This is a genomic window from Streptomyces sp. SN-593 (assembly GCF_016756395.1).
GTDB lineage: Bacteria > Actinomycetota > Actinomycetes > Streptomycetales > Streptomycetaceae > Actinacidiphila > Actinacidiphila reveromycinica.
The window spans coordinates 7,054,597-7,079,821 of record NZ_AP018365.1; the positions used below are offsets into that span (position 1 = coordinate 7,054,597).

Sequence of the window (25,225 nt, forward strand, 5' to 3'; positions counted from 1 at the left end):
CGGGCGCCGATATCCAGGGCTGCCCGCGTCCCGCTGGGCCCGCACAGTCGACCGGACCACGTGCGCACCCCCCATCGCGCGGCGGACCGCTCAAGAACTTCCACCCTTGGAGCGACTGTTTTGATGGCGCCTCAGAGCCCGCACCGGGCTTCCTCGGAGTTCCCTTACTACAGCACGGACGGCGAGATCTACATCGCCCCGGTGCCCCTGCGCGACCTGCGCAAGACGCGGAAACTCCGCGTCCTGTCCGACGAGGACTTCGCCTTCTGGCAGAAGTACGGCTACGTGGTCGTCGAGCAGGCAATCCCCGCGACCGCCGCGCAGGAACTGCTCGACTTCGCCTGGGACTTCCAGGGCCTCGACCCCGCCCGACCGGAAACCTGGTACGAGGAGCGGGAGTTCCGCTCCGACCTCGACCGCGAGCTGCACATCTACGGTTTCGTCGAGGCGTACCAGCACCAGCTCATCTGGGACAGCCGCCAGGCGCAGCGGGTCTACGACGCGTTCGTCGACGTCTGGGACTGCGAGGAGCTGTGGGTCACCCTGGACCGGCTCAACCTCAACCCGCCGAACGTCCGGAACCGCGACCGCGCGCTCATCGCGCCCACCGAGCGCGGCTTCGACATCCGGCTGCACTGGGACATCGACAGCACCCTGGACGTGCTGCCGCAGCGGGTCCAGGGGATCATCGCGCTCGCCGACACCAAGCCGGACCAGGGCGGGTTCCAGTGCTGCCCCGAGCTCTTCCACCGGTTCGACGAGTGGAAGACCACGCAGCCGGGGGACCGCGACCCGATCCGGCCGGACATCGACACCGACGAGTACCCGATCATCCGCCCCGAACTGCGCGCCGGTGACCTGCTGATCTGGAACGGCGCGCTGGCGCACGGCGTCGCGCCCAACACCTCCGCCGACGGGGTGCGGGCCGCGCAGTACCTGTCGATGATGCCCGCGCTGGAGACGCACGAGGAACTGCGCCGCTCCCGTGTCGAGTCCTGGCGGACCCTGAGCACGCCGGAGTGGAACAAGACGCTCGTCGGTGACGCGACCCGGCACGAGTCGCTGCGCTACGGCCCGGCCGAGCTGACCGAGCTGGGCGAGAAGCTGCTCGGACTGCGGTCCTGGCACCCGCAGGGCACCGCCGACGCCGACCAGGACGCCGTGCCGGCGGCCGCGGAGGCCGGGGAGTAGCGATGCGCCGAATCTGCCTTGCGCTTCCCACCAACAGATCCTGCCTCCCGGCGATCTCCGCGCTGCACGACGAGGCGGCCTACGCCGCCGCGCACTTCGACGTCGAGGTGCACATGCTGGTCCTCGACTCCTGCGGGGCGGAGGCGTTCGCCCGGCACGCGGCGGCCGTCGGCGCGCTGCCGTCGACGCCCGGCGTGGTCACGCACCACCTCGGCGAGGCACAGCAGCGCGACTTCCTGCGGGCGGCGATCGGCGCGTCGGGCGCGGACAAGCCCGACCTGCTGCTCGACCTGATGCTCCCGGAGGCGCTGTCCTACGGGGCCTGCACCAACCGCGCGTTCCTGGTCGCGGCCGCGCTCGGCTGCGTGTCGGTGCACCGGCGGGACTCCGACAGCAGGTACCAGGAGCTCGCGGGGGAAGCCGGGCAGGACGGCGGCGGGCGGGACGGGACGGCCCCGGGGGCGGCCTTCCCGATCCACCACGAGCTGCTCACGCTGGGCCGTCGCGCGGGGGACGCGGCCGCGGCGGTCACCGCCACGGACCTCGACCCGCGACACGCGGACAAGCCGGTCTCGATGGTGGGCGCCTCCTTCGTCGGCGAGATGTCCGTGGACATCGCGGAGATCCGCGAGATCGACCCCGACGCCTACCACGAGGTCGTCGGCCTGTGGGCGCCGTTCGACTGGACGGCCGAGCGCAAGAGGGAGTTCGCCGACGACTCCTTCCGCGGCGCCGGCACCGAGCCGTTCACCGCGGACCACTCCACGCTGACGCACGTGGACCCGATGCGGGTGGACATGTGCAACATTGCCTTCCAGGGCGTGCAGGAGGCGGTGCCGCTGCTGCCGGCGACCGACACCATCGGCAGCGACTACTTCCTCATCCACCTGGTGCACGACGCGACGCTGCCCGGGGTGCTGCACAACCGCAACATCGTCAACTACTACACGCCCGAGCGCCGGACCGGCCCGGGGTTCACCGCCTACCAGACCCGGTTCGCCAAGTTCTTCCTGTCGATGCTCTACCTGAACTTCGTCTACGACCGGATGGAGCGGGCCGGCGCCTCGCTGCTCGACGGGCAGCACCGGGTCAGGACCGGCGCGATCGTCGAACTGCTGTGGGAGAGCAGCCGGTTGGACCAGACGGAGAACGTGCAGCGACTCGACGTCCTGGACCGCGTCTACCGGAGTCTCGGCGGGAGGTACGCCGAGTTCGCCGACGTGTTGGCCGACAGCCGGGAGCGGCTGCTCGACGAGGCCCGGCGCGACATCGAGGAGTTCGCGGTGCTCACCGAGGTCTGGCCCGCCCTGGTGCGCGGCGCGCGAACCGCCGGACCCGCCCTGCTCCAGCGGCAGCCGGACTGACGTCGGTGATCCACGACGAGACGCTGCTCGCCGCACTGGCGGCGACCGACGAGGACCGGATCGTCTTCGACCTCAGCGGGATCGAGGACCGCTACGCGTCCCTGCTCGCCGAACTGCCCGGCGTCGCCGTGCGGTTCGCGCTCAAGGCGTGCCCGGTGGACGAGGTCCTCGACTGCCTGGCCCGCAAGGGCAGCGGGGTGGACGCGGCCAGCGTGCAGGAGATCGGCCAGGCCCTGCGCGCCGGCGTCCCCCCGGAACGCATCCACTACGGCAACACGATCAAGTCCGACCCGGACATCGCGCAGGCGTACCGGCTCGGCATCAGGGACTTCGCCACCGACAGCCTGGAGGACGTCACCGCGCTCGCCGAACACGCGCCCGGCGCACGGGTGTTCTGCCGGCTCGCCACCGACGGCGGCGGCGCGCTGTGGGGACTGAGCCGCAAGTTCGGCTGCTCGGCGCAGGACGCGGTGGCCGTGCTGGAACGGGCCCGCGCTTCGGGCCTGGAACCGGCCGGGCTGTCCGTGCACGTCGGGTCCCAGCAGATGACCGCCGGGGCGTGGGGCCGGGCGTTCGACCAACTCACCGAGGTGATCGCCGTGCTGGCCGAGCGCGGGATGTCGCTGCGGTACGTCGACATCGGAGGCGGGCTCCCGGCGCTCGGCTACCTCGACGAGCGCGGCGAGGTGCTCGACCCGCCGCTGGACAAGATGTTCGCCGTGATCCGGGAGGGCATGCAGCGCTGCCGGGACGCGGGCGGCGAGCTGGACTTCGTGGTGGAGCCGGGCCGCTACCTCGTGGCCGACCACGGCGCGGTCCGGGCGCACGTGGTGCGGATGTCGCTGCGGCACACCGCGGCCGGCGAGCCGCACCACTGGCTCTACCTGAGCTGCGGGAAGTTCAACGGCCTGTACGAGATGGACGCGTTGCAGTACCGGCTGGTCTTCCCCGGCCACGACGGAGGCCGGTACGTCCCGGCGACCGTCGCGGGGCCCACCTGCGACAGCGACGACGCGTACCCGGGCGGTCACCGGCCGGTCCGGGTGCCCGCGGGGATCGCTTCGGGCGACCCGGTCTGGGTGCTGTCCAGCGGTGCCTACGCGGTCAGTTACATGACGCGGGGCTTTAACGGCTTCGGCCCGCTGCCGTGGACGTGCGTGCGACGGGCGGAGGGCGGGGGCCGGTGAACGGGCACGTGCTGATCCGGCCGATCGCCGACGGGGACTGGGACGCCATCGTCGAGCTGGAGGCGGCCACCTACGCCCCCGGCGGCCTGTCGGAGGGACGGGCGGCACTGGAGTCCAAGGCCCGGGTCTCCCCGCGGACGTGCTTCGCGCTGGAGTGGGGCGCGGACCCGAGCATGGGTGCGGGTGCGGGTGCGGGTGCCGGTTCGGGTGGACCCGGCGGTCCGCCCGGCCCCGCCGGCGCGCGGCGGCTGGCGGGCTACCTGCTGGCCCTGCCCTACCCGGAGGACTCCTACCCGGGCTTGGCCCACGGCGAGGAGGCCGCCTTCACCTCGCGCAAGCTGCACCTGCACGACCTGGCGATCGCCGGGGACGCGCGCGGCCGCGGCCTCGGGACGCGGCTGCTCGGCCGGCTCACCGAGGCGGCCCGGGAGCAGGGCTTCGACCGGATCTCGCTGATCGCGGTCGGCGGCAGCCACACCTTCTGGTCCGCCCACGGCTTCACCGCGCGCCCCGGCGCGGTGGACGTGCACGGCTACGGGCCGGACGCCGTGTACATGACGATGCCGCTGCCGAGCGTGACACCGGCACGAGACGAAGTGGGATGAGCCCGATGCTGCGCGTTCACGATCCTTTCCGCCGGGGCCAGTTGGCCACGGCCGCGCTGTTCTTCTCGCTGGGCTTCCAGTACGCGACCTGGGCGGCGCGGCTGCCCGCGATCAAGTCGCACCTGGACCTGACCGCGGCGGAGGTCGGCCTGCTGCTGATGGCCACCGGCATCGGGGCGGTGGCCACCTTCCCGGTGGTGGCCGTGCTGATGAGGCGGCTGGGCTCGCGTCGGCTCGCGCTCGGCTCCGCGGCGTGCCTGGCACTGCTGCTGCTGGCGATGTCGGCGCTGCCGGACTACCCGGTCGCCCTGCTGGTGATGCTCTGCGACGGCGCCCTGGTCGGCGCGCTCAACGTGTCGATGAACGCGCAGGGCGCCGCTCTGGAGGCGGTGTACGAGCGCAACGCGATGGCCCGGCTGCACGCCGTCTTCAGCGCCGGCTCGCTGGTGGCGGCCCTGCTGGCGTCGGCCATGAACGCCCTGACCTCCACCCTGGTCGTGCACTTCGCGGTCGCCGCCGCCCTGGTCCTGCTGCTCCTCGGCTTCGCGCGGACCGGACTGCTCGCGCAGGACCGGCAGCCGGAGGAGAAGAAGGAGAAGGGCGGCGGCCGGTGGTCGCTGCCGTCCCGGGCCACGCTGTGGCTGGGCGCCGCGATGGTGTTCGGCACGGTGACCGAGGGCGCCATGAACGACTGGTCCGCCCTGTACATGAAGGACGTCGCCAAGGCGTCGGCCGAACTGGCGCCGATGGGCATCGCCGTCGTGTCGGTGATGATGGTGCTCGCCCGCGTCTTCGCCGACTCCTGGCGCGGCCGCTGGGGCGACGGCCCCATCGTCCGGGGCGGCAGCGCGCTGGCGGCCGTCGGGCTGGCGCTCGCCCTGCTCAGCGGGGGAGCGGTGCCCGCGCTGATCGGCTTCGCCTGCGTCGGCCTCGGGATCGCCTCGGTCACGCCCTGCGTGTACGTGGCCGCCGCGAGGAACGGTTCCGACGCGCTGACCGTCGTGGCCACCATGGGCACGACCGGACTGCTCGCCGGGCCGCCGGTGATCGGCTTCATCGCGAACGCGAGCGGGCTGGTCTGGGCGCTCGGGGCGGTCGCCGCCGCCGCGATGCTGGTGTCCGTGTGCGGCACCCGGATCCGCTGGACCCCGGTCGGCGCGGAGCCCGACGTCGCCGCCGAGGCGGGGGTGCCGGCCGGCTCCGCGTGAGCGGGACCCGCCGCCCCGATGACGGCACCGCGATCCGGACCACCGCCGGCCCGCCGGGGTCGCCGGCCCGCGCTCCATCCGCCCTGCGCCGACCGGGCCGTGGGCCGTGGGCCGAAGACCCCGGGTCAGCGGTTGCGGTCGGAGACCGCCCAGGAGGCGGCGGCTATGCCGGCAGCCACCGCGAACACGGCTGGCCAGGCGCCGACCTTCTTCGCCAGCGGGTGCGAGCCCGCGAACGCCGCCACATACGCCCCCGTGAGGGCCGCCGCCGGAGCCGCGCCGCTGCTGCGGCTCCACTCGCGCGCCGCCACCACGCCGGCAGCCGCCAGCGCGACACCGCCCAGCTCGCGCCGCTTGGTCCAGCGGGCCACTCCGTAGCCCCCGATCAGTCCGGCCGCCGCCACGGCGCCCGCGTTCACCCCGGCCATCACGTCCTCCTTCACCCCGCGTGCCACGCCCGCGACCTCGCCGCGGGCCCCCTTGATCTTCGACTCCACGAGACTAACCCTCGGCCGTTCCCGCCCGTCGAAGGGCCTGTGGACAACTCCGACCCGCACCCGACTCCCCGGGCCCGACCTGCGGTGCGCGGCCCCGGCGGGGCCGACCGCGTCCGGCCCCGCCCGGAACGGATTTGGCGCGCGGGCATCCACCCCGTAAGGTGGTGTTCACCGACGCGGGGTGGAGCAGCTCGGTAGCTCGCTGGGCTCATAACCCAGAGGTCGCAGGTTCAAATCCTGTCCCCGCTACGAAACGAAGGGCCCGGCACTTGTGCCGGGCCCTTCGCGCGTTCTCCTTTCCGCGTGCACGGGCCTGTTCCGCGCCCCGCACCCCGCCCCCCGCCCGCTCAGCGCCGCGCGCCACCACCGGAGCGGGGCCGGGGGCCGGGCCGGGCATCCGCCGGCGGGACCGGAGGCTCGTCCCGGCCGGGCTGGTAGCGGGTGCCCTGCCGCATCCGGTACCTGACGACGAAGACGTCCACCAAGGCGACCAGCGCGATGAGCGCGCACACCGCCGCCCAGCCCGGCCGGTCCGCGTACGCGCAGCCGACGGCCGCGCCCGCACCCCAGACGACGCCGAGCAGCGCCAGCGTGAGCCGCAGCCGTAGCGCGCTGCGGGCCTTCGTGGGTTCGTACCCGGTCCTGGACGTCCTGACGTGCCCCGGGGGCCCGGGGGCCCCGGGCGTTCCGCCGGTCCTGGTGGTCCCGGAGGTTCTGGACACCGTGCCCGCCTCCTCGACGTGCGTGCCGCCCCCCTTCCCCTCCAGGGTCCACCCGCGGGCCCCGATCCGGGCAGCGTGGCCGGGATCGAAGGAAACAGGTCGTTATCGGTCGATACCTTCACGAATCGTCCCGCACCTGCCCGCATCGGATCGGACCGGGTCGCATCGGGGCGCACCGACGGCCGAGCCGCGGCCGACCCGCGGCCGACCGGCGGGAGTGCCGGAAAACAGGCGCGGTCGGCCGTACCGGCGCGTAAGGTGCGGCAGCATGGTGGCGACGAGGGACTCCGGGGCCGTGACCGTCAGGGAGTACGTACCCGCGGACGCCGCGGCCGTCTGCGCGCTGCTGCGTGCCGAGGAGCCCCAGCAGGTCGCCACCCCCAGGAGCGTGCACGCGCAGGCGGTGGCCATGCCGGCCCGGCAGCACTGCCGGCTGCTGCTCGCGGAGATCGGCGGGCGGATGGTCGGGTGCGCCAGGACCGGGCTGTTCGCCGACGCCCAGGACGCGGGCGCGGGCTTCGCCAACGTCAACGTCGCGGTCGCCGACCGTGGGCGCGGCGCCGGCCGTGCGCTGCTGGCCGCCGCCGAGGCGCACCTGGAGGCGGTCGGTGCGACCTCCTGCTACGCGTGGGCGCATCCCGAACCCGCCTGTGAGGACTTCGCGACCGCGCACGGCTACCGGCCCGGCCGGGAGGCGCGGTTCCTGCGGCTCGACCTCGGGCCCGGCGGCCCCCTGCCGAGCCGTCCGCGGCTGCCGCGCGGGGTGCTCCTGCTGCCGGCCGTCGCCTGGGAGCGCGACCCCCGGCCGCTGTGGCGCACGGACGTGGAGTGCTTCCGCGACGAGCCCGGCGACGTCGCCGCCGACCACCTCAGCTACACCGACTGGCGCGCCCTGAACTGGGACCGCCCGGACTTCGACGCCGACCTCTCCACCGTCGCGGTGGTGGACGGCGAGGTCGCGGGCCTGGTCATCGTGCAGACCGACGGGGAACGGCACTACGCCTCAGGCGGCACCGGCGTGCGGCGCCACTTCCGCGGCCGCGGCCTGGCCAAGGCCGCCAAGGCCCACTCCCTGCACCTGGCCCGCGCGAAGGGCTACCGCGAGGCCACCACCAGCAACGACGACGGCAACGCCCCCATGCTCGCGGTCAACATCTGGCTCGGGTACCAACTCAGCGGCTCCGAACGGCGGTACATACGTGACCTCTCCCCAGTCCGCCCCGCATGACCTGCCCTGGTCGCAGGCGGAGTGGCTCAACCCGCCGCAGGACGTCGCCACCGACGGCACCGACCTGCTGGTCACCGCCCGCTCCGGCAGCGACTTCTGGCGCACCACGAGCTACGGCTTCGTGCGCGACGACGGACACGCGCTGCTCACCGGCCTCCCGCCCGGCAGCGCCGTCGAGGTCGGCTTCCGCGCCGACTTCGCCGAACTGTACGACCAGGCCGGCGCGCTGGTCCGGGTCGACGCCTCGACCTGGATCAAGGCCGGCCTCGAGATGTCCGACGGCCATCCCCAACTCGGCGCGGTCGTCACCCGCGGCACCTCCGACTGGTCGCTGGCCCCCGTGCCGGACTGGGCGGGCCGCGAGGTGACCGTCCGGGTCAGCAGGTCCGGTGACGCGGTCACGGTGCGGGCCCGCCGCGAGCAGGAGCCGTGGCGCATGGTCCGGCTGGCGTGGCTCGACCCGGCGGCAGAGGCACGGGCCGGGCTGTTCTGTTGCAGTCCCGAACGGGGCGGGCTGACCGTGCGTTTCACCCGGCTGGCGACCGGTCCCGCCGACACGTCGCTGCACTGAGCAGCGGGACCTGCGTCCACGCGCGCACCGGCGCCCGTCGTACCCCGCCCGGGCCGTGAGCCCGCCGCACCCCGCCGCACCCCGCTCCGCCCGGCCCAACCGGCTCAGTTCCCCTCGGCCGGCGGCCGCAGCACCGTGTCCAGCGTCCGCGACCACTGCCGTACGATCCCGGCCCGGCGCGCCGAGTCGTCGCTGAGCAGGTTGGCCAGTCCCAGGCCGCGGGCCATGTCCAGGGTGCCCTGCACCGTCTCCCGCACGCCCGGCACCGACTCGTCGGCACCCAGGAACTCCACGGCCAGCCGGTGCGCCTCGCGCCCGATCCGGGCCTCCAGCGCGGCCACCCGGGGCTGGAGCGCCGGCTCGTCGGTCGCAGCCACCCACAGGTGCAGGGCCGCGCGGAAGAGGGGCCCGGTGTGCACGTCGACGAGCATGTCCACGACCGCGTGGGTACGGTCCCGGCCGCTGCCGGGCAGCGCGCGGGCTCGTTCGCGGACGGCGGCCAGCCACTCCTCGGCCATGTGCGCGATCGCCGCGGTGAACAACTCCTCCCGGGTGCGGAAGTGGTGCTGCGCGGCGCCGCGGGTCACCCCGGCCCGCGCGCACACCACCGCCACGGTGCTGCCGGACCAGCCGCGTTCGGCCAGGCACGACACGGCCGCGGCCAGGATGCGCTGCCGGGTGGCGCGGGCCCGGTCCTGCTTCGGCTCGCGGTCGGCCGCCGCCGCATCGGTCACAACGCCCATGACGGGTCCCGGCGTTCGAGGAAGGCGTGCATGCCCTCCGCGGCGTCGGCGGACGCGAAGAGCCGGCCGCTGAGCTCGGCCATCGCCTCGGTGTCGGCGTCCAGCCGGTCCAGCAGCGCCGCCGCGGTCAGCTCCTTGGTCGCGGCCAGGCCCTGCGGCGAGGCGGCGCGCAGCCCGGCGAGGATGCCGTCGAGGTCGTCGTCCCACGCGGTGACCAGCCCGGTCCTGATCGCCTCGGCCGTGCCGAAGCGCTCGCCGGTGAGGAAGTAGCGGGCCAAGGCGCGCCGGTCGCCCGCGGCCAGGACCGGTATCGAGGCGACGGCGGGGGCGAGTCCGAGCCGGGACTCGGTGAAGGCGTAGGAGGCGTCGTCGGTCGCCACCGCGATGTCGCAGGCGGCCAGCAGTCCGAGCCCGCCCGCCCTGGCGTGCCCGCGCACCCGCGCCACCACCGGCTTGGGCAGGCTCGCCATCTGCCGCATCAGCTCCGCCAGCAGGGCCGGACCCTGCTGGACGCGGCGGTCGGCGAGGTCGGCGCCGGAGCAGAACGTGCCGCCGGTGTGGGTGAGCAGTACCGCCCGGACCGCGGTGTCCGCGGCGGACCGCCGCAGCGCCGACGCGAGCCCGTCCAGCAGGTCGGCGGACAGGGCGTTGCGGTTGTGCGGGGAGTCGAGGGTGATGACGGCGATACCGCGGTCGAGGTGCCGCTGGACCAGCGGCGCTGTGGCTGCCACGGTGCGGACTCCTGTCGGTCGGGCTCGGAGAGGAGCGGGCGGGGCCGGTCGTGCGGGCCGGTACGCGGGGGTCCGTACGCAGAGGTCAGTACGTGGGGGTCAGTACGACTTGGGCAGGCCCAGCGTGTGGTGCGAGACGAAGTTGAGGATCATCTCGCGGCTGACCGGGGCGATCCGGCCCACCCGGGAGGCGGTGAGCAGCGTGGCCAGGCCGTACTCGGCCGTCAGGCCGTTGCCGCCGAGGGTGTGCACGGCCTGGTCGACCGCCTTCGCACCGGCCTCCGCGGCGGCGTACTTGGCCATGTTGGCCGCCTCGCCGGCGCCCATGTCGTCGCCCGCGTCGTAGAGGTGCGCGGCCTTCTGCATCATCAACCGGGCGAGTTCCAGCTCGATGTGGGCCTGCGCGAGGGGGTGGGCGATCGCCTGGTGGGCGCCGATCGGTGCCTGCCAGACCTGCCGGGTACGGGCGTACTCCACCGCCCGGGACAGGGCGTAGCGGCCCATCCCGATGGAGAAGGCGGCGGTCATCACGCGCTCCGGGTTGAGCCCCGCGAAGAGCTGGAGCAGTCCGGCGTCCTCGTCGCCGACCAGCGCGTCGGCGGGCAGCGCCACGTCGTCGAGGAAGAGCTGGAACTGCTTCTCGGGCGCGGCCACCTCCATCTCGATCTGCCGGAACTCGAAGCCGGGGGTGCCGCGTTCGACGATGAACAGGCAGGGCTTGAGCTTCCCCGTACGGGCGTCCGCGGTGCGGCCGACGACCAGCGTGGCGTCGGCGATGTCCACCCCGGAGATGAAGACCTTGCGTCCGGTCAGCCGCCAGCCGCCGGTGTCCTCGTCGCGGCGCGCGGTGGTGGAGATCCGGTGCGAGTTGGAACCCGCGTCCGGCTCGGTGATGGCGAAGGCCATCCGCAGCGTGCCGGCGGCCAGCCCGGGCAGCCAGCGCTCCTTCTGCGCGGCCGTGCCGAACCGGGCGATCACGGTGCCGCAGATCGCCGGCGACACCACCAGCAGCAGCAGGGGGCTGCCGGCGGCGCCCAACTCCTCCAGCACGATGGACAGTTCGGCGAGCCCTCGACCGCCGCCGCCGTACTCCTCGGGCAGGTTCACGCCGAGGTAGCCGAGCCGGCCGGCCTCCTGCCACAGCTCGTCCGGCTGCTCGCCGGCGCGGACGGTCCGGGTGAAGTAGTCCCGGCCGTAGCGGCGGCCGAGGGCGCCGACCGCCGCGCGCAGCGCACGCCGCTCGTCGCTCTCCAGCAGCGCGTGGTCGAAGGGGGTCGCGTCGGTGCTCATGTCGCTTTTCCTCCCGTTACGTGGGGGCGGTGCGCGGGGGCGGTGCGGTACGAGACGGCGGTACGAGGCTGCGGTACGTGCGGGGGCCTCACGGCTCCTGTCGCGGCGGGTTTCCGTCCTCCTTCACGACGGCCAGGACGGCGCCGGGCTCGACCTGCGCGCCCACCACGGCGGTGAGTTCGGCGAGCGTGCCCGCCGTGGGGGCGGTGACCACGTGCTCCATCTTCATCGCCTCCAGCCACAGCAGCGGCTCGCCGCGCTCCACCTTGTCGCCCGGTGCGAAACGGCCGATCCGGACCACCGTGCCGGGCATCGGCGCGCGCAGCGACCCGGGTGCGACCTGCTCGGCGGGGTCGGCGAAGCGCGGCAGCGCGACCAGCGCGACGCCGCCGTCGGGCCCGTCGACGAACACCTGGTCGCCGTAGGCGGCCACCTCCAAGGTCCGCCGGACGCCGGTGACTTCGAGCACCACCCGGTCCGGGGCCGCGGACACGAGCACGACGCCGTCGTGGCCCTCGGCGGTCAGGCCGTCGCGGGTCAGCCGGTAGCGGACCTCGTGCTCGGTGCCGGACGGCTGCGCCCGGTAGCGCTTGACCTGCGGCTGCGACGGGAGGTTGCGCCAGCCGCCGAGGCGGGCGGCGACCGGGGCCGGCCGGGCCGGGGGAGCGGACGCCACGCCGCGGCTGGCCGCGTCCGCGAGCGCGGCGGCCAGTGCGGCCGTGCGCTCCTCCCTCCCGGTCGCGCCCTTCCCACCGGTCGCACCGCTCCCGCCCGCCCGCGCTCCCGCGTCCCCGGTCTCCCCGGTCTCCCCGCCTTGCCCGCGGGGCCCGGTCAGCTCGGCCAGGTGCCCCTCCAGCCAGCCCGTGTCGAACCGGGCGGCCGCGAAGTCGGGATGGTGCAGGATGTCCGTGATGAGCTGACGGTTCGTCAGTGGACCGTGGATGCGCGCCCGTCGCAGACCGACGGCCAGCCGGCGGACCGCCTCGGCGCGGGTCGGGGCCCAGGCGATCACCTTGGCGAGCATCGGGTCGTAGTGCACGCCGACGGTGTCACCGCCGGTCACTCCGGAGTCCAGTCGCAGGCCCGCGTCGCGCCCCGGCGGGAGCGTGAACTCCGCGTCCACGCCCGGTACCTCCAGCCGGTGGACCGGACCGGCCTGCGGCTGCCAGCCGCGGGCCGGGTCCTCCGCGTACAGCCGCGCCTCGACGGCGTGCCCACGCGGCAGCGGGGGGTCGGGCGGCAGCGCGGCGCCCTCGGCGATCCTGATCTGCCACGCCACCAGGTCCACCCCGAAGACGCACTCGGTGACCGGGTGCTCCACCTGGAGGCGGGTGTTCATCTCCAGGAAGTACGGTCGTCCGTCCGCGCCGACCAGGAACTCCACGGTGCCGGCGCCCTCGTAGCCGATCGCCCGCGCCGCGCGGGCGGCCGCGTCGTGCAGGGCCGTGCGCACGGTGGCGGCCAGGCCGGGCGCCGGGGTCTCCTCGACGACCTTCTGGTGCCGGCGCTGCACCGAGCAGTCCCGCTCGCCCAGCACCCACACGGTGCCGTGCGCGTCGGCCAGCACCTGCACCTCGATGTGCCGTGCGCCCTGTGCGTACGGCTCGACGAACACCTCGCCGTCGCCGAACGCCGCCCGCGCCTCCGCCCGGGCGGCGGTCAACTCGCTTTCCAAGGCGCTCAGTTCGCGGACGATCCGCATGCCGCGGCCGCCGCCGCCCGCCGCGGCCTTCACCAGCACCGGCAGGTCGGCCGGGCGGACCCCGTCCGGGTCGAGCGCCGTGAACAGCGGCACCCCGGCCGCCGCCATCAGCTCCTTCGCCCGGGTCTTCGAGCCCATCGCGGCCACCGCCTCCGGCGACGGGCCGATCCAGGTCAGCCCCGCCTCCCGCACGGCCGCCGCGAACCGCGCGCTCTCCGACAGGAATCCGTACCCCGGGTGCACCGCGTCCGCGCCGGCCGCCAGCGCCGCGGCGACCACCGACTCCCCGCGCAGGTAGGTCTCCGCGGCCGACTCCCCGGGCAGCCGCACCGCCCGGTCCGCCTCCCGGACGTGTGCCGCGCCGGCGTCCGGGTCGGAGTGGACGGCCACCGTGCCGATGCCCAGGGTGCGGCAACTGCGCAGCACCCGGCGGGCGATCTCGCCCCGGTTCGCCACGAGGACGACCCGGATCTGCTCGCGCGCGGCGGGTGCGGGGCCCGGTGCGGGCTGCTGGGCGGGGCTCTGGGCGGTGGGCTGGGCGGGGCTCTCGGCCGTGGGATCGCCAGCGGGCTCGGCGCTGGGCCGGGCGGGCCGCCGGGTGGAGTGCCGGGCTTCCTCGGTCATCGGGTCCAACTCCTCACATCCTGAAGACGCCGAAGCCGCCCCGCGCGCCCTCGACCGGGGCGTTGTGGAGCGCGGACAGGCACACGGCCAGCACGGTGCGGGTGTCCCGCGGGTCGATCACGCCGTCGTCGTAGAGGCGGCCGGACAGGAACATCGGCAGCGACTCGGCCTCGATCTGCTGCTCGACCATGGAACGCAGCGCCGCGTCGGCGTCTTCGTCGTACGGCAGGCCCTTCGCGGCGGCCGACTGGCGGGCGACGATCGACAGCACTCCGGCGAGCTGCGCGGGCCCCATGACCGCGGACTTCGCGCTCGGCCACGAGAAGAGGAAACGCGGGTCGTAGGCGCGGCCGCACATGCCGTAGTGGCCGGCGCCGTAACTCGCGCCCATCAGCACCGAGATGTGCGGGACGCGGGAGTTCGAGACGGCGTTGATCATCATCGCGCCGTGCTTGATGATGCCGCCCTGTTCGTACTCCCGGCCGACCATGTAGCCGGTGGTGTTGTGCAGGAAGAGCAGCGGGACGTCCCGCTGGTTCGCCAACTGGATGAACTGCGCTGCCTTCTGCGACTCCGCACTGAACAGCACGCCCTGGGCGTTGGCGAGGATGCCGACCGGATAGCCGTGCACCTCGGCCCAACCGGTGGCCAGGCTCGGCCCGTAGAGCGGTTTGAACTCGTCGAACCGCGAGCCGTCCACCACCCGGACCACCACCTCGCGCGGGTCGAACGGGGTGCGCAGGTCGCCGGGGACGATGCCGAGCAGTTCCTCCTCGTCGAAGAGCGGCGGTCGCGGGTCGGGGCGTGGATCGGGGCCCAGCTTCCGCCAGTTGAACCGGGCGACCACCCGGCGGGCGGTGCGCAGCGCGTCGGGCTCGTCCAGCGCGAAGTAGTCGGCGAGTCCGGAGACCCGGGCGTGCATGTCGGCCCCGCCCAACGACTCGTCGTCGCTCTCCTCACCGGTCGCCATCTTCACCAGCGGCGGCCCGCCGAGGAACACCTTGGAGCGTTCCTTGACCATGATCACGTGGTCGGACATGCCCGGGACGTACGCCCCGCCGGCCGTGGAGTTGCCGAACACCACCGCCACGGTGGGGATGCCGGCCGCCGACAGCCGGGTCAGGTCGCGGAAGAGGGCGCCCCCGGGGATGAAGATCTCCTTCTGGCTGGGCAGGTCCGCGCCGCCCGACTCCACCAGGCTGATCACCGGCAGCCGGTTGGCCAGGGCGATCTCGTCGGCGCGCAGCGCCTTGCGCAGCGTCCACGGGTTGCTCGAACCGCCGCGCACCGTCGGGTCGTTCGCACTGATCAGGCACTCCACGCCCTCGACCACGCCGATCCCGGTGACCAGCGAGGCCCCGGTGGCGTAGTTGCTGCCCCAGCCGGCCAGCGGCGACAGCTCCAGGAACGGAGTGTCGGGGTCGAGCAGCAGCTCGATCCGCTCGCGCGCGGTCAACTTGCCGCGTGTGCGGTGCCGTTCGACGTACTTCGGTCCGCCTCCGGCCAGCGCCTGCGCGTGCGCCTCCGTGACCTCCGCCAGCCGCTCCAGCATCACCGCCCGCCGCTCGTCGAAGCCGGCCTCCCGCGACGCGCTCATGCCGCACCGCCGTTCGCCGCGGCCCGCGGCTTGCCGGGGGGCCCGGCGAACGCCTGTGCCACCGACAGCCAGCGGTCCGCGTCCGCTCCCCGCGCGCGCACCGCCGTGTCGTCGCGGTGCCGCCGCCGGACCGCCAGCAGGCAGAAGTCCAGCGCGGGCCCGGTCACCCGCTGAGCCGCGTCCGGCGGTCCGTAGGTCCACGACGAGCCGTCCGGGGCGACCAGTTCGACCCGGAACGGCTCCGCCGGCGGCGCCATCCCGTGGACCGCGAAGGCGTAGTCGCGTGCCCGTACCGCGATGCGCACGACGTGCCGCAGCCGGGCGGTCGGTTCCCGCCGCACCCGGAACGTGTCGGCCACGTCCTCGCCATGGGCCCACGTCTCCATCAGTCGCCCCGTGGCCACCGAGGCGGTGCTCATCGGCGGCCCGTACCAGGGGAAGCGCGCGTCCGGGGGCGCGGCGGCCAGCGCGTCCAGCAGCCGGGTCCGGCCCTCCCGCCAGCGCGCCAGCAACTCCGGGTACGGCTCCGCCGCACCCGCCGCGGCGCCCGTGTCCACCGAGGCGGCCAACTCCGCCAGGTCGCCGCCGAGTTCCCCGGTGAACCGGTCCGGGTCCAGCACCGCCAGCAGGGCGCGCCCGTCCGTCCACGCCAGGTGCGCGACCTGGTGCGCCACGGTCCAGCCCTCGGCGGGTGTGTCCGCCTCCCACCCCCGCGCCCCGAGCGGCGCGACCAGCGCGTCCAGCGCCTCGCCCTCCGCGCGCAGATCCTCCAACACGGCGCGTACTGCCTGCGGATCGACCACGGCCACCCCTCGTCGAGCAGAGCCCACGGACCGGACATGTGACGGTGCCCCCCGAGGGTCCCAGCGACCCCCGAAACATTCAAGCGTGCATGCATCTTTTGATCCGCCCGGAAACGAAGGAGCCGCGCTCCCCGAGGCGGGGGAGCGCGGCTTCGCGCGGCGATCCGTTCAGGCCAGGGCGTTGACCGTCGAGAGGTCCAGGCCGGAGACGGAGAGGCACACCGGCTTGCCGAAGTGGCCCCCCGCCTTCCCCTGGACGAAGTCGAGCTCGCCGTGAGCGGTCACGCCGTACATGTCGGGAAAGCCGTCGCCGTTGGCGTCGCCGACGACGGTGAGCAGCGGGTACTTCGCCTTGCTGAAGCCGGTCCCGACGTCCTGCCAGTCGGAGGTCGGCAGCACGGTGCCGTCCTCGGCCCGCGGGGCGACGCGCAGCAGACCGGTGCTGTCGTCGCGGATCAGCAGGTCGCTCACCCCGTCGCCGGTGAGGTCGCCGGGCGTCAGCACGGTCAGGTGGTCGTAGCCCGTGCCGAGGTCGGTCGGGTCATCGAAGATCGCTCCGTTGTGGCTCGGCCAGAGCAACAGGTGGCCGTTCTCGACGGACATCAGACCGCCCCACGAGGCGCCGTCGCCTGCCCCTGGCTGCACCAGTTGGGTGGCCGCGTCCCAGTAGCCGCCGGGCCGGGAGACGACGGTCACCCGGCCGAAGTCGCCGAGCCCGTTGTTCGCGGCCTGCTCCAGCACGTTGTTGGGGGTGATCCACAGGAGGTCCTGGTAGCCGTCGTTGGTCCCGTCGCCGTTCTGCGCGATCAGCCCCGTGGAGAAGGTGGTCGGCGAATCGGGGTGCACGACCGCCGGTTCGAGCGTTCCGTCGCCGTTGCCGAGCAGCGTGTGCAGGGTGCCGTCCGTGGTGGTCGCGAGCAGGTCCGCGACTCCGTCGCCGTTGACGTCGCCGTGCGCGTCGGGCTTCGGATCGGTGCCCACGGCGAACTGGTAAGGGGTCTCCTGCGACAGGTTGCCCGTCCGGTCCACCGTCTCGACCCACAGCGTGTGCGGGCCCCAACTCGTGGGCGTGATGGTGATGTCGGCGGTGCCGTCGGCCCCCACCGGCACCGCGGGGCTGCCGGAGTACGGGTACGCGTCCAGCGCGTAGCGCGCCGCGACGACGTCGGACGCCCCCGGCCCGCTCACCGCGACGTGCACCGTGCCGGTCGTGCGTGCCACGGGACCCGGGATGCCGGAAGTCTCCGACGGGAAGTCGGTCGACGTCAGGACCGGTGCCGCGGGCGGCGTGTGGTCGGTGACGAAGTGGCACGGCGCGGACCAGTCCGAGACCGCGCCGGTGCCGCTGATCGCGCGCGCCCGCCAGGTGTACGTCATCCCGTCGGCGAAGTCGTCTCCCGGCAGGTTGAGTTGGGCCCGTGACCCGCTGACGAGGTTGCTGCCCGTGTAGTCGTACCCGGGCGACCCGTCGCCGGGCGTCACGGAGAACTCCGTCTGCACCAGGGAACCGTCGGTCGTTGTCGAGACCGCACCGAACGTGACACCGCCGAGCCCGATGGAGCCGTAGGGCTCGGCGGTACCGCACCCGTCGCCCGGCGCCCCACCCACCGGTACCGGATCGGTGCCCAACCCGGTCGGCACCGGTACGGCCGGTGCCGCATCGGCGTGCGCCGTCGTCTGCACCGCGACGACCCCCACGAGCGCGCCTACCGCGGCCAGTACCAGCCCGCGTGCTGTCAACCGTCCTGTGGACGTGGACAAGTGAACCCCCAAGATGATGGACCGCGCGTCGGCCGGCGCGCGGTTGCATGCACCCGTCAATCTAGAGGCGGGCACTGACAGCGCGGACGGGACGGGAGGGGCCGGTGAGGGTGCGGGGAGTGCTCTTCGATGTGGACGGGACGCTGTTCGACTACGCGGCGGCCGAGGCGGCGGGGCTCCGGGCGCACCTCGGGGCGGAGCCGGTGGCGGGGCTCGGGTCGGAGGGGGAGGCGCTGGCGCGGTGGCGGGCGCTGATGGTGGAGGAGTACGGGCGGTTCCTGGCCGGGGAAGTGGACTTCGCGGCGCAGCAGCGGGCGCGGGTGCGGCGCTTCCTGGGGCGGCCCGGGCTGTCCGACGCGGAGGCGTCGGCGTGGTTCGGGCGGTACGCGGCACGGCGGGACCTGGCCGGGACGGCCTTCGCGGACGCCGAACCGGTGCTGCGCCGGCTCGCCGCGGACCACCGGCTCGGGGTGGTGTCGAACGCGGGCACCGAGGGCAAGCGCCGCAAGCTCGCCGCGGTCGGCCTGCTGCCCTACCTGCGCGGGGCGTTCGTCTGCTGCGACGAGTACGGCGCCGTCAAGCCCGCCGCCGGGATCTTCCACGCCGCCTGCGCCGCGCTGGGCCTGCCGCCCGAGCAGGTCGCGTACGTCGGTGACGACTACACCGCGGACGCGCTGGGCGCGCGCGACGCGGGCCTGCGGTCGTACTGGCTGTGCCGCGGCGGGCAGGAGCCGGGCAGCCCCAGCCCTGCGGCCGGCATCCACGTCCTGCGCACCCTGCACACCCTCCCGGCGGCGCTGGCCGGCCCGCACCCCGGCCCGCACCCCGGCCCGTACCCCGGCACGGGCGAAAACGGCGCGGTGCGGGAGCGGGGGAGCGGGTAGAGTCCGCGGTCTGATGAGCGCGACACTTGTAGCGAAGAACCTCGCCGCCGGGCACGGCGACCGAGCACTGTTCAGCGGGCTCGACCTGGTGGTCTCCGGGGGCGACGTGGTCGGGCTGGTGGGCGCCAACGGCGCCGGAAAGTCCACGCTGCTGCGGCTGCTCGCCGGGCTCGGCACCGCCGAGGAGGGCACGGTGCGGCTCTCGCCGTCCACCGCGAACGTCGGGTACCTGCCGCAGGAGCCGGACCGCCGGGAGGGCGAGACCGTACGCGCCTTCCTGGCCCGCCGGACCGGGGTCGCCGCCGCGCAGACCGCGCTGGACGCGGCCACCCAGGCCCTTGTGGACGAGGCACCCGGCGCTGACGACGCGTACGCGGAGAGCCTCGACCGCTGGCTGGACCTGGGCGGCGCGGACCTGGACGAGCGGGCGGAGGAGGCCGCGGGCTCGCTCGGGCTCGGCGTGGACCTCGACGCCCAGATGCGCTCGCTGTCCGGCGGCCAGGCCGCCCGCGCCGGCCTCGCCTCGCTGCTGCTCAGCCGCTACGACGTGTTCCTGCTCGACGAGCCCACCAACGACCTGGACCTGGACGGCCTGGAGCGGCTGGAGAAGTTCGTCTCGGGCCTGTGCGCCGGCACCGTCCTGGTCAGCCACGACCGCGAGTTCCTGGCCCGCACCGTCAACCGCGTGGTCGAACTCGACCTCGCCCAGCAGCAGGTGACCGCCTACGGGGGCGGCTACGCGGCCTACCTGGAGGAGCGGGAGACCGCCCGCCGGCACGCCCGCGAGGAGTACGAGGAGTACGCCGACACGAAGGCGGGCCTGGAGGCGCGGGCCCGGATGCAGCGCGGCTGGATGGACAAGGGCCTGCGCAACGCCGTCCGCAAGCAGCCCGACAACGACAAGATCGCCCGCAAGGCCCGCACCGAGAGCAGCGAGAAGCAGGCCGCCAAGGCCCGCCAGACCGACCGGATGATCGAGCGGCTGGAGGCCGTGGAGGAGCCCCGCAAGGAGTGGGAGCTGCGGATGGAGATCGCCGCCGCGCCCCGCTCCGGCGCCGTGGTCGCCACGCTGCGGCAGGCCAGGGTCCGGCGCGGGGCCTTCACGTTCGGGCCGGTCGACCTCCAGATCGACTGGGCGGACCGGGTGGCGATCACCGGCGCCAACGGCTCCGGCAAGTCCACCCTGCTCGCCGCCCTCCTCGGCCGGCTGCCGCTGGACGAGGGGAACGCCTCGCTCGGCCCCGGCGTGGTGGTCGGCGAGGTCGACCAGGCCCGCGGGCTCTTCCGCGGCGACGCCGCCCTGCTCGACGCCTTCCGGGCGCCGGCGCCCGACCTCGAACCCGCCGAGATCCGCACCCTGCTCGCCAAGTTCGGGCTGAAGGCGGCGCACGTGCTGCGTCCGGCCGCCACGCTCTCCCCGGGGGAGCGCACCCGCGCCGCCCTGGCGCTGCTCCAGGCCCGCGGCGTGAACCTCCTGGTGCTGGACGAGCCCACCAACCACCTCGACCTGCCGGCGATCGAACAACTGGAGTCCGCGCTCGCCTCCTACGAGGGCACGCTGCTGCTCGTCACGCACGACCGCCGCATGCTGGGCGCGGTGCACACCACCCGCCGTATCGAGGTCGCCGAGGGCCGCATCACCGAGCGCTGACCCCGACCCCTGACCCCGAGCGCCGACTCCCGCCTGCCGACCCCGTGCGCTGCCCGCCGAGTGCTCCCCCCGCGTGCCGGCCGCCCGCGTGCCAGCCGCCGGCCGCCGACACGCCGGCCGCCGACACGCCGGCCGCCGGCACGCTGGGGACGCCGAGCGCCGCTCACCAGGAGGGCATCATCGCCTCCGGGTAGCGCGACCCGGCCGCGCCGCGCGGCAGGATCTCCTGGATCCGGGAGAGGTCCTGCCCGGTCAGCCCGACGCTCCCGGCCGCCACGTTCTCGGCCACCCGCCGGGCACTGCGGGTGCCGGGGATCGGCACGACGTCCTCGCCCTGCGCCAGCAGCCAGGCCAGCGCGAGCTGCGTCACCGTGATGCCCCTGCCCTCCGCCAGGGCCGCCAGCTCGCGCACCGCCGCGGCGTTCCGCTCGTAGTTGCCCGGCTGCCAGCGGTCGTCCCAACTGCGCATGTCGTCCGCCGGGTACTCCGCGGCCGGCTTCCAGTCGCCGGTGAGGAACCCGCGTCCCAGCGGCGAGTACGGCACGAAGCCGATGCCCAGCTCGCGCAGCACCGGCAGCACGTCCGCCTCCACGGCGCGTTCGAAGAGCGAGTACTCGGTCTGGAGCACCGAGACCGGATGCACCGCGTGCGCGCGCCGGATGATCTCCGGGCCCGCCTCGCTGAGGCCGAAGAAGCGCACCTTGCCTTCCGCGATCAGCTCGCCGACGGTGCCGGCGACGTCCTCGATGGGTACGTCCGGGTCGACACGGTGCTGGTAGAGCACGTCGATGTGGTCGGTGCCGAGGTGGCGCAGGCTGTTCTCGGCCACCTCGCGGATGTGTGCGGGGCGGCTGTCCAGCGCGACCCCGTACTGCTCCGGGTCCCGCAGGTCGAAGCCGAACTTCGTGGCGATCACCACCTCGTCGCGGAAGTCCCGGACCGCGCGGCCGAGCAGGCGCTCGTTCGAGCCGTCCTCGGTGTTGTACAGCTCCGCGGTGTCGAAGAGGGTGACGCCGAGCTCCCACGCCCGGCGGATGGTCGCGATGCCGCCCTCCTCGTCGCCGCCCGCGCCGTACGCCATCGTCATGCCCATGGTGCCGAGCCCGATCGCGCCGACCTCCAGGCCCTGCGTGCCGAGCCGGCGCCGCGGCAGCAGCCCGCCGCCGTCGCCCGCCGAGCCCGCGCCGCCGGCCTTGCCCGTGTCGTTCACCTGGTTCCGGCCGTGCACGTCGTCCGTGCCGGCCCCGTTGCTGTGTGCCATGCCTCCACGCTAGGAAGACGTCCGCGGCGGCGCATGGGGCGCTGATCGCATATTCTTGCCCGATACTCTCAACAGCAAGGCCGCGATGCGGCACGGCACAGCGCCATGCAGCACAGCACAGCGCGACGCGGCATGGCACGGCACGGCACCGCAACGGACGGCGGCGGCCGACCGGCACGGCAAGGGGCACCCATGGACCAGCTCGCGGCGGCGATCGCCCGGCACAGCGACGGCACCTGGCACGACGCCGTGGTGCCGCGCCTGACCGTCGTGGCCCTCGACGAACCCCTCCCGCCGTCGGACCTGCTCTACGAGCCGATGATCTGCTTCATCGCCGAGGGCGCCAAGCACTCCACCGCGGGGGAGCGCAGTTGGGGGACCCGGCGCGGCGAGATGTTCCTCAACTCGCTGGTCCTGCCGGTCACGGCCGTCTTCGAGAGCCTGCCGTACCGCTCCGCCGTGATGCGGCTGGACGGCCGGGTGCTCGCGGACCTGCTGCTGGAGCTGGACGGCGCCGACGGCCCCCCGCCCCCGGCCGCGCCCGCGGGCCCGGAGGGGCAGATCTCCGCGCCCATGACCCCGGAGATCGTGGACGCGGTCACCCGGTGGGTACGGCTCCTGGACACCCCCGAGGACATCCCCGCGCTCGCCCCCAGGGTCGAGGCGGAGATCCTCTACCGGCTGCTCGGCAGCCCGCTCGGCCCGTTGCTGCGCCGCCTCACCCCGGCCGACACGGCCGCCTCCCGCGTGCGCGCGGCCGCCGCGTGGATCTGCGAGCACTTCCGCGAACCGCTCACCGTCGAGGCGGTCGCCGCCGTCGCCCACATGAGCCCGGCCACGCTGCACCGGCACTTCAAGGCCGCGACCGGTATGGGCCCGCTGCGCTTCCAGAAGCACCTGCGGCTCCAGGAGGCCCGCCGCCGCCTGCTCTCGGGCGACAGCACCGCCGCCCTGGTCGCCGAGGCGGTCGGCTACGCCAGCGCCACCCAGTTCAACCGGGAGTACCGCCGGCACTACGGCCTGCCGCCCGCGCGGGACGCCGCCCGCCTCCGCGCGCGCATGTCGGCGCCGGTCCGGGACCCCGCGGGTACCTGAGCCCTCCGCCACACGGTCCGGGGCCGGATGCCCGGGGGACGCCGGACACACGGCGTCCCCCGGGCATCCGGCCCCGGAGGTGGTCACGTGGTCCGGGTCGCCTCAGGTGCGACCCGGACCACGCGGTCTCGGTGCGGTGGAGCGGGCGGATCAGCTCACGTTGACCGCCGTGTCGTCCAGCAGGAACGACGTGGCGAGCGAGGAGTCCTCGGAGCCGGTGAACTTCAGGGTGAAGGTCTTGCCGATCTGCGACGACAGGTTGATCGTCTTCAGGACGTAGCCGCTCGACGCGTTGGCGTTGGAGTACGTGGCGAGCGTGGTGGTGCCGGCCGCGACGGTGAACTTGTCGTACGCGGTCGAGCCCGACTCGTCGGTGCTGATGTAGACGTAGAAGCTCAGGTTCGCGCTGGTGCAGGTGGCGGGGATCGTCACCGACTGGGAGAGCGTGTCGGTGTGGGTGGTGCCGTACCCGTCGAACCACGCCTTGTACGAGCCGGAGTGCGCCGGGGCGTCGGAGCTGCTGTCGATGACGCCGGAGGACGCGGTCCACCCGGTGGCGCCGGACTCGAAGCCCGGGTTGGTCAGGAGCTGGGAGGCCGTGCAGCCGCCGCCCCCGCCGGTGGTGCTCACCGTCCAGGTGAAGGAGGTCGAGCCCGACGCGTTGGTGCTGTCCTTGGCGGTGACCGTGACGCTGTAGGTGCCCGCGGTGGTCGCGGTGCCCGAGATCAGGCCGCTGGAGCTGATCGACAGGCCGGCCGGCAGGCCGGTCGCGCTGTAGGTGAGGGTCTGGCCGGAGGCGGAGTCGCTGCCGCTGATCTGCAGGCTCACCGCGGCGCCGGTCTGGGTGCTCTGGCTGCCCGGGTTGGTCACCGTCACCGTGTTGCCGCCGGTGGAGGTGCCGTTGGTGAAGGCGGCCGTGCCGTTGGGCGTGCCGAGGCCGGTCGGGCCGTCGTAGCCGGTGCCCGCGGTGCACAGGTAGCTGCCGCTGCAGCTTCCGTTGGAGCCGCTGGTCACGTCGTTGAGCGAGCCGGTGTGGGCGTACGGGTAGGACGCCGGGGTGGTGCCGGAGGCCGGGGCGCCGGCGAGCGCGTAGACCGAGGCGATGATCGGCGACGAGGCGCTGGTGCCGCCGTACACCTGCCAGCCGCTGGCCTGGTAGGAGTCGTAGACCGCCAGGCCGGTGGCCGGGTCGGCGACCGCGGAGACGTCGGCGATGGTGCGCTTGGAGCAGCCGGAGTCGGTCTGCCAGGTGGGCTTGGCGTCGTAGGCCGAGCAGCCCGAGCCGGTGCCCTCGCTGCTGGAGGTGTTCCACACGGACTCGGTCCAGCCGCGGCTGGTGCCGGTGGAGCGCTTCAGCGCGGTGCCGCCGACCGCGGTGACGTACTTCGACGCGGCCGGGTACTCCGCGCCGTAGCCCTCGTCACCGGAGCTGACGGTGATGGCGACGCCGGGGTGGTTGAAGTACGACGAGTCGTAGCTGGTGTCCGAGGAGGACTCGCCGCCGCCGTAGCTGTTGGAGACGTACTTCGCGCCGAGGGTCACCGCCTCGTTGACCGCGGTGCCCAGGTTGGTCATGCTCGCGCTGGTCGCCTCGACGAGCAGGATGTGGCACGACGGGCAGACCGCGCTGACCATGTCCAGGTCGAGCGAGATCTCACCGGCCCAGCCGGAGTCGGCGGTCGGGTAGCTGGTGCCGCCGGTCTGGTTGACCTTCTTGAAGCAGCCGTTGGCGGTGGTGCAGGCCGGCAGGCCGTACTGCGACCGGTAGGTGGCCAGGTCCGCCTCGGCGTTCGGGTCGTCCTGGGCGTCCACGATGGCCACGGTCTGGCCGGAGCCGCCGCTCGGCAGGGCGTAGGCGCTCGACAGGTCGGTGGGGCCGAAGCCGGACGGGGTGGCGTCCGGCGTGATGCCGAGGTGGTGCACGACGTCGGTGCGGGCCAGCGCCATGCACGACATCAGGCCGTCGGCCGGGGACGCGCACAGGTGCTGGGTGTCCTTGCCGGCGGAAGGGCCGGTGGCCGCGGTGCCGTTGCTGTTCGCCGCGGGTGCGGCGGCGGAGGCCGCGGTGGTGGTGGCGGGTGCCGCGGTCGCGGCGGTGGCGGCGTACAGGCCGCCGGTCACGAGCGCGCCCGCGGCGACCGCCGCGATGGTCCCGCGCCGGATGGCCCGTCTGAACGGGCCGGTACTGAGCTGCAAGGAACTGCCCTCCATGGGGGGAGATCGGCTGACGAGGGCGGCCGCCGCGAAAGTGTCACGTGCATGACAACGTACGCAAGGCGTCGCCCCGGCTTCACGTGGCGCACGTTCACAGGTGGGACGAGGACGTGGAGGGGTGCGCGGACTCCGGTGGTGCGCGGACTCCGGTGGTGCGGGGGTGCCAGGCGGAGCGGATGACGCGTGTAGAACGCGTGAAACAGATGGAGCCTATGTCAACTTCCGTTCACTGCCACCCCGTTCAGTGGTGACCAGATGAAGGTAGTGAGGACTATCGTCAAGGAACTACCGGGTGT

The 25,225-nt window shown here is 74.1% G+C and carries 21 protein-coding genes and 1 tRNA gene; 11 read left to right on the top strand and 11 right to left on the bottom strand.

Annotation, left to right across the window (positions count from 1 at the left end; translation table 11 throughout):
• The first annotated feature begins 123 nt into the window (after positions 1 to 123).
• Genes RVR_RS30530 through RVR_RS30550 form a run of 5 tightly spaced genes read left to right on the top strand, consistent with a single transcriptional unit; the run spans position 124 to position 5,555 of the window.
• Positions 124 to 1,191, top strand: coding sequence for a phytanoyl-CoA dioxygenase family protein (locus tag RVR_RS30530; RefSeq protein WP_202237131.1), 1,068 nt, complete (start codon positions 124 to 126; stop codon positions 1,189 to 1,191).
• A gap of 2 nt (positions 1,192 to 1,193) precedes the next feature.
• Positions 1,194 to 2,555 carry a DUF6271 family protein gene (locus tag RVR_RS30535; protein ID WP_202237132.1) on the top strand — a complete coding sequence of 454 codons (1,362 nt, stop codon included), beginning with the start codon at positions 1,194 to 1,196 and terminating at the stop codon, positions 2,553 to 2,555.
• 8 nt (positions 2,556 to 2,563) lie between these two features.
• The gene (locus tag RVR_RS30540) at positions 2,564 to 3,742 is read left to right on the top strand and encodes a type III PLP-dependent enzyme (RefSeq protein WP_202239385.1); all 1,179 of its coding nucleotides are present in this window, start codon (positions 2,564 to 2,566) and stop codon (positions 3,740 to 3,742) included.
• Entirely contained in the window at positions 3,739 to 4,347 is a 609-nt protein-coding gene (locus tag RVR_RS30545; protein ID WP_202237133.1) for a GNAT family N-acetyltransferase, read from the top strand. Before RVR_RS30540 ends, RVR_RS30545 begins: the two co-directional genes overlap by 4 nt.
• 5 nt (positions 4,348 to 4,352) lie before the next feature.
• Positions 4,353 to 5,555 (top strand): MFS transporter, encoded by a 1,203-nt coding sequence (locus RVR_RS30550; RefSeq protein ID WP_202237134.1) that lies wholly within the window; start codon positions 4,353 to 4,355, stop codon positions 5,553 to 5,555.
• 125 nt (positions 5,556 to 5,680) lie between these two features.
• Here the strand turns inward: RVR_RS30550 and RVR_RS30555 are convergent, their stop codons facing one another.
• A complete protein-coding gene (locus RVR_RS30555; protein WP_202239386.1) occupies positions 5,681 to 5,983 on the bottom strand; it encodes a hypothetical protein in 303 nt (100 codons plus the stop codon).
• Positions 5,984 to 6,227: 244 nt separating this feature from the next.
• Here RVR_RS30555 and RVR_RS30560 point away from each other — a divergent pair.
• Positions 6,228 to 6,301: transfer RNA gene (locus RVR_RS30560), tRNA-Met, on the top strand.
• A 98-nt stretch (positions 6,302 to 6,399) separates the two neighbouring features.
• Here the strand turns inward: RVR_RS30560 and RVR_RS30565 are convergent.
• A complete protein-coding gene (locus RVR_RS30565) occupies positions 6,400 to 6,774 on the bottom strand; it encodes a DUF6343 family protein (protein ID WP_202237135.1) in 375 nt (124 codons plus the stop codon).
• A gap of 268 nt (positions 6,775 to 7,042) precedes the next feature.
• Here RVR_RS30565 and RVR_RS30570 point away from each other — a divergent pair, with 268 nt between their 5' ends.
• Together RVR_RS30570 and RVR_RS30575 are read left to right on the top strand one after the other, a co-directional pair.
• Positions 7,043 to 8,002 (top strand): GNAT family N-acetyltransferase, encoded by a 960-nt coding sequence (locus tag RVR_RS30570; protein WP_202237136.1) that lies wholly within the window; start codon positions 7,043 to 7,045, stop codon positions 8,000 to 8,002.
• Positions 7,974 to 8,573, top strand: coding sequence for a DUF1349 domain-containing protein (locus tag RVR_RS30575; RefSeq protein WP_237405055.1), 600 nt, complete (start codon positions 7,974 to 7,976; stop codon positions 8,571 to 8,573). Before RVR_RS30570 ends, RVR_RS30575 begins: the two co-directional genes overlap by 29 nt.
• 104 nt (positions 8,574 to 8,677) lie before the next feature.
• Here the strand turns inward: RVR_RS30575 and RVR_RS30580 are convergent, their stop codons facing one another.
• From RVR_RS30580 to RVR_RS30610, 7 genes are all read right to left on the bottom strand, one after another.
• Positions 8,678 to 9,316 carry a TetR/AcrR family transcriptional regulator gene (locus tag RVR_RS30580; RefSeq protein ID WP_202237137.1) on the bottom strand — a complete coding sequence of 213 codons (639 nt, stop codon included), beginning with the start codon at positions 9,314 to 9,316 and terminating at the stop codon, positions 8,678 to 8,680.
• Positions 9,304 to 10,047, bottom strand: coding sequence for an enoyl-CoA hydratase family protein (locus RVR_RS30585; RefSeq protein ID WP_202237138.1), 744 nt, complete (start codon positions 10,045 to 10,047; stop codon positions 9,304 to 9,306). The genes RVR_RS30580 and RVR_RS30585 overlap by 13 nt, the downstream gene beginning before the upstream one ends.
• 99 nt (positions 10,048 to 10,146) lie before the next feature.
• Positions 10,147 to 11,337: an acyl-CoA dehydrogenase family protein gene (locus RVR_RS30590; protein ID WP_202237139.1), complete on the bottom strand. Its 1,191-nt coding sequence runs from the start codon at positions 11,335 to 11,337 to the stop codon at positions 10,147 to 10,149.
• 88 nt (positions 11,338 to 11,425) lie between these two features.
• Complete coding sequence (locus RVR_RS30595; RefSeq protein WP_202237140.1) at positions 11,426 to 13,663, bottom strand: ATP-binding protein; 2,238 nt, start codon at positions 13,661 to 13,663, stop codon at positions 11,426 to 11,428.
• A gap of 13 nt (positions 13,664 to 13,676) precedes the next feature.
• The gene (locus RVR_RS30600) at positions 13,677 to 15,260 is read right to left on the bottom strand and encodes an acyl-CoA carboxylase subunit beta (protein ID WP_202237141.1); all 1,584 of its coding nucleotides are present in this window, start codon (positions 15,258 to 15,260) and stop codon (positions 13,677 to 13,679) included.
• Entirely contained in the window at positions 15,257 to 16,063 is an 807-nt protein-coding gene (locus RVR_RS30605) for a TIGR03084 family metal-binding protein (protein ID WP_202237142.1), read from the bottom strand. The genes RVR_RS30600 and RVR_RS30605 overlap by 4 nt, the downstream gene beginning before the upstream one ends.
• A 168-nt stretch (positions 16,064 to 16,231) precedes the next feature.
• A complete protein-coding gene (locus RVR_RS30610; RefSeq protein ID WP_202237143.1) occupies positions 16,232 to 17,803 on the bottom strand; it encodes an FG-GAP repeat domain-containing protein in 1,572 nt (523 codons plus the stop codon).
• 125 nt (positions 17,804 to 17,928) lie between these two features.
• On the opposite strand from RVR_RS30610, the gene RVR_RS30615 reads away from it, so the two are divergent.
• Both RVR_RS30615 and RVR_RS30620 read left to right on the top strand, forming a co-directional pair.
• On the top strand, positions 17,929 to 18,708 hold the full coding sequence (locus tag RVR_RS30615) for an HAD family hydrolase (RefSeq protein WP_237405057.1): 780 nt from the start codon (positions 17,929 to 17,931) through the stop codon (positions 18,706 to 18,708).
• A gap of 13 nt (positions 18,709 to 18,721) precedes the next feature.
• Entirely contained in the window at positions 18,722 to 20,359 is a 1,638-nt protein-coding gene (locus RVR_RS30620; protein WP_202237144.1) for an ABC-F family ATP-binding cassette domain-containing protein, read from the top strand.
• 163 nt (positions 20,360 to 20,522) lie between these two features.
• On the opposite strand, the gene RVR_RS30625 is transcribed toward RVR_RS30620, so the two are convergent.
• A complete protein-coding gene (locus RVR_RS30625; RefSeq protein WP_202237145.1) occupies positions 20,523 to 21,620 on the bottom strand; it encodes an aldo/keto reductase in 1,098 nt (365 codons plus the stop codon).
• A gap of 192 nt (positions 21,621 to 21,812) precedes the next feature.
• Here RVR_RS30625 and RVR_RS30630 point away from each other — a divergent pair, with 192 nt between their 5' ends.
• Positions 21,813 to 22,715, top strand: a complete 903-nt coding sequence (locus RVR_RS30630) for an AraC family transcriptional regulator (protein ID WP_202237146.1) — start codon at positions 21,813 to 21,815, stop codon at positions 22,713 to 22,715.
• A 150-nt stretch (positions 22,716 to 22,865) separates the two neighbouring features.
• Here RVR_RS30630 and RVR_RS30635 read toward each other — a convergent pair whose 3' ends face one another.
• Complete coding sequence (locus tag RVR_RS30635) at positions 22,866 to 24,911, bottom strand: S53 family peptidase (RefSeq protein WP_237405059.1); 2,046 nt, start codon at positions 24,909 to 24,911, stop codon at positions 22,866 to 22,868.
• Positions 24,912 to 25,225: the final 314 nt, after the last annotated feature.

What these genes read in the sequence shown, in the direction of transcription:
- RVR_RS30620 (WP_202237144.1), top strand. Translation starts at nt 18,722, where the DNA reads ATGAGCGCGACACTTGTAGCGAAGAACCTCGCCGCCGGGCACGGCGAC.
- RVR_RS30550 (WP_202237134.1), top strand. Translation starts at nt 4,353, where the DNA reads ATGCTGCGCGTTCACGATCCTTTCCGCCGGGGCCAGTTGGCCACGGCC.
- RVR_RS30555 (WP_202239386.1), bottom strand. Translation starts at nt 5,983, where the DNA reads ATGGCCGGGGTGAACGCGGGCGCCGTGGCGGCGGCCGGACTGATCGGG.
- RVR_RS30570 (WP_202237136.1), top strand. Translation starts at nt 7,043, where the DNA reads ATGGTGGCGACGAGGGACTCCGGGGCCGTGACCGTCAGGGAGTACGTA.
- RVR_RS30530 (WP_202237131.1), top strand. Translation starts at nt 124, where the DNA reads ATGGCGCCTCAGAGCCCGCACCGGGCTTCCTCGGAGTTCCCTTACTAC.
- RVR_RS30630 (WP_202237146.1), top strand. Translation starts at nt 21,813, where the DNA reads ATGGACCAGCTCGCGGCGGCGATCGCCCGGCACAGCGACGGCACCTGG.
- RVR_RS30625 (WP_202237145.1), bottom strand. Translation starts at nt 21,620, where the DNA reads ATGGCACACAGCAACGGGGCCGGCACGGACGACGTGCACGGCCGGAAC.
- RVR_RS30590 (WP_202237139.1), bottom strand. Translation starts at nt 11,337, where the DNA reads ATGAGCACCGACGCGACCCCCTTCGACCACGCGCTGCTGGAGAGCGAC.
- RVR_RS30595 (WP_202237140.1), bottom strand. Translation starts at nt 13,663, where the DNA reads ATGACCGAGGAAGCCCGGCACTCCACCCGGCGGCCCGCCCGGCCCAGC.
- RVR_RS30580 (WP_202237137.1), bottom strand. Translation starts at nt 9,316, where the DNA reads ATGGGCGTTGTGACCGATGCGGCGGCGGCCGACCGCGAGCCGAAGCAG.
- RVR_RS30535 (WP_202237132.1), top strand. Translation starts at nt 1,194, where the DNA reads ATGCGCCGAATCTGCCTTGCGCTTCCCACCAACAGATCCTGCCTCCCG.
- RVR_RS30600 (WP_202237141.1), bottom strand. Translation starts at nt 15,260, where the DNA reads ATGAGCGCGTCGCGGGAGGCCGGCTTCGACGAGCGGCGGGCGGTGATG.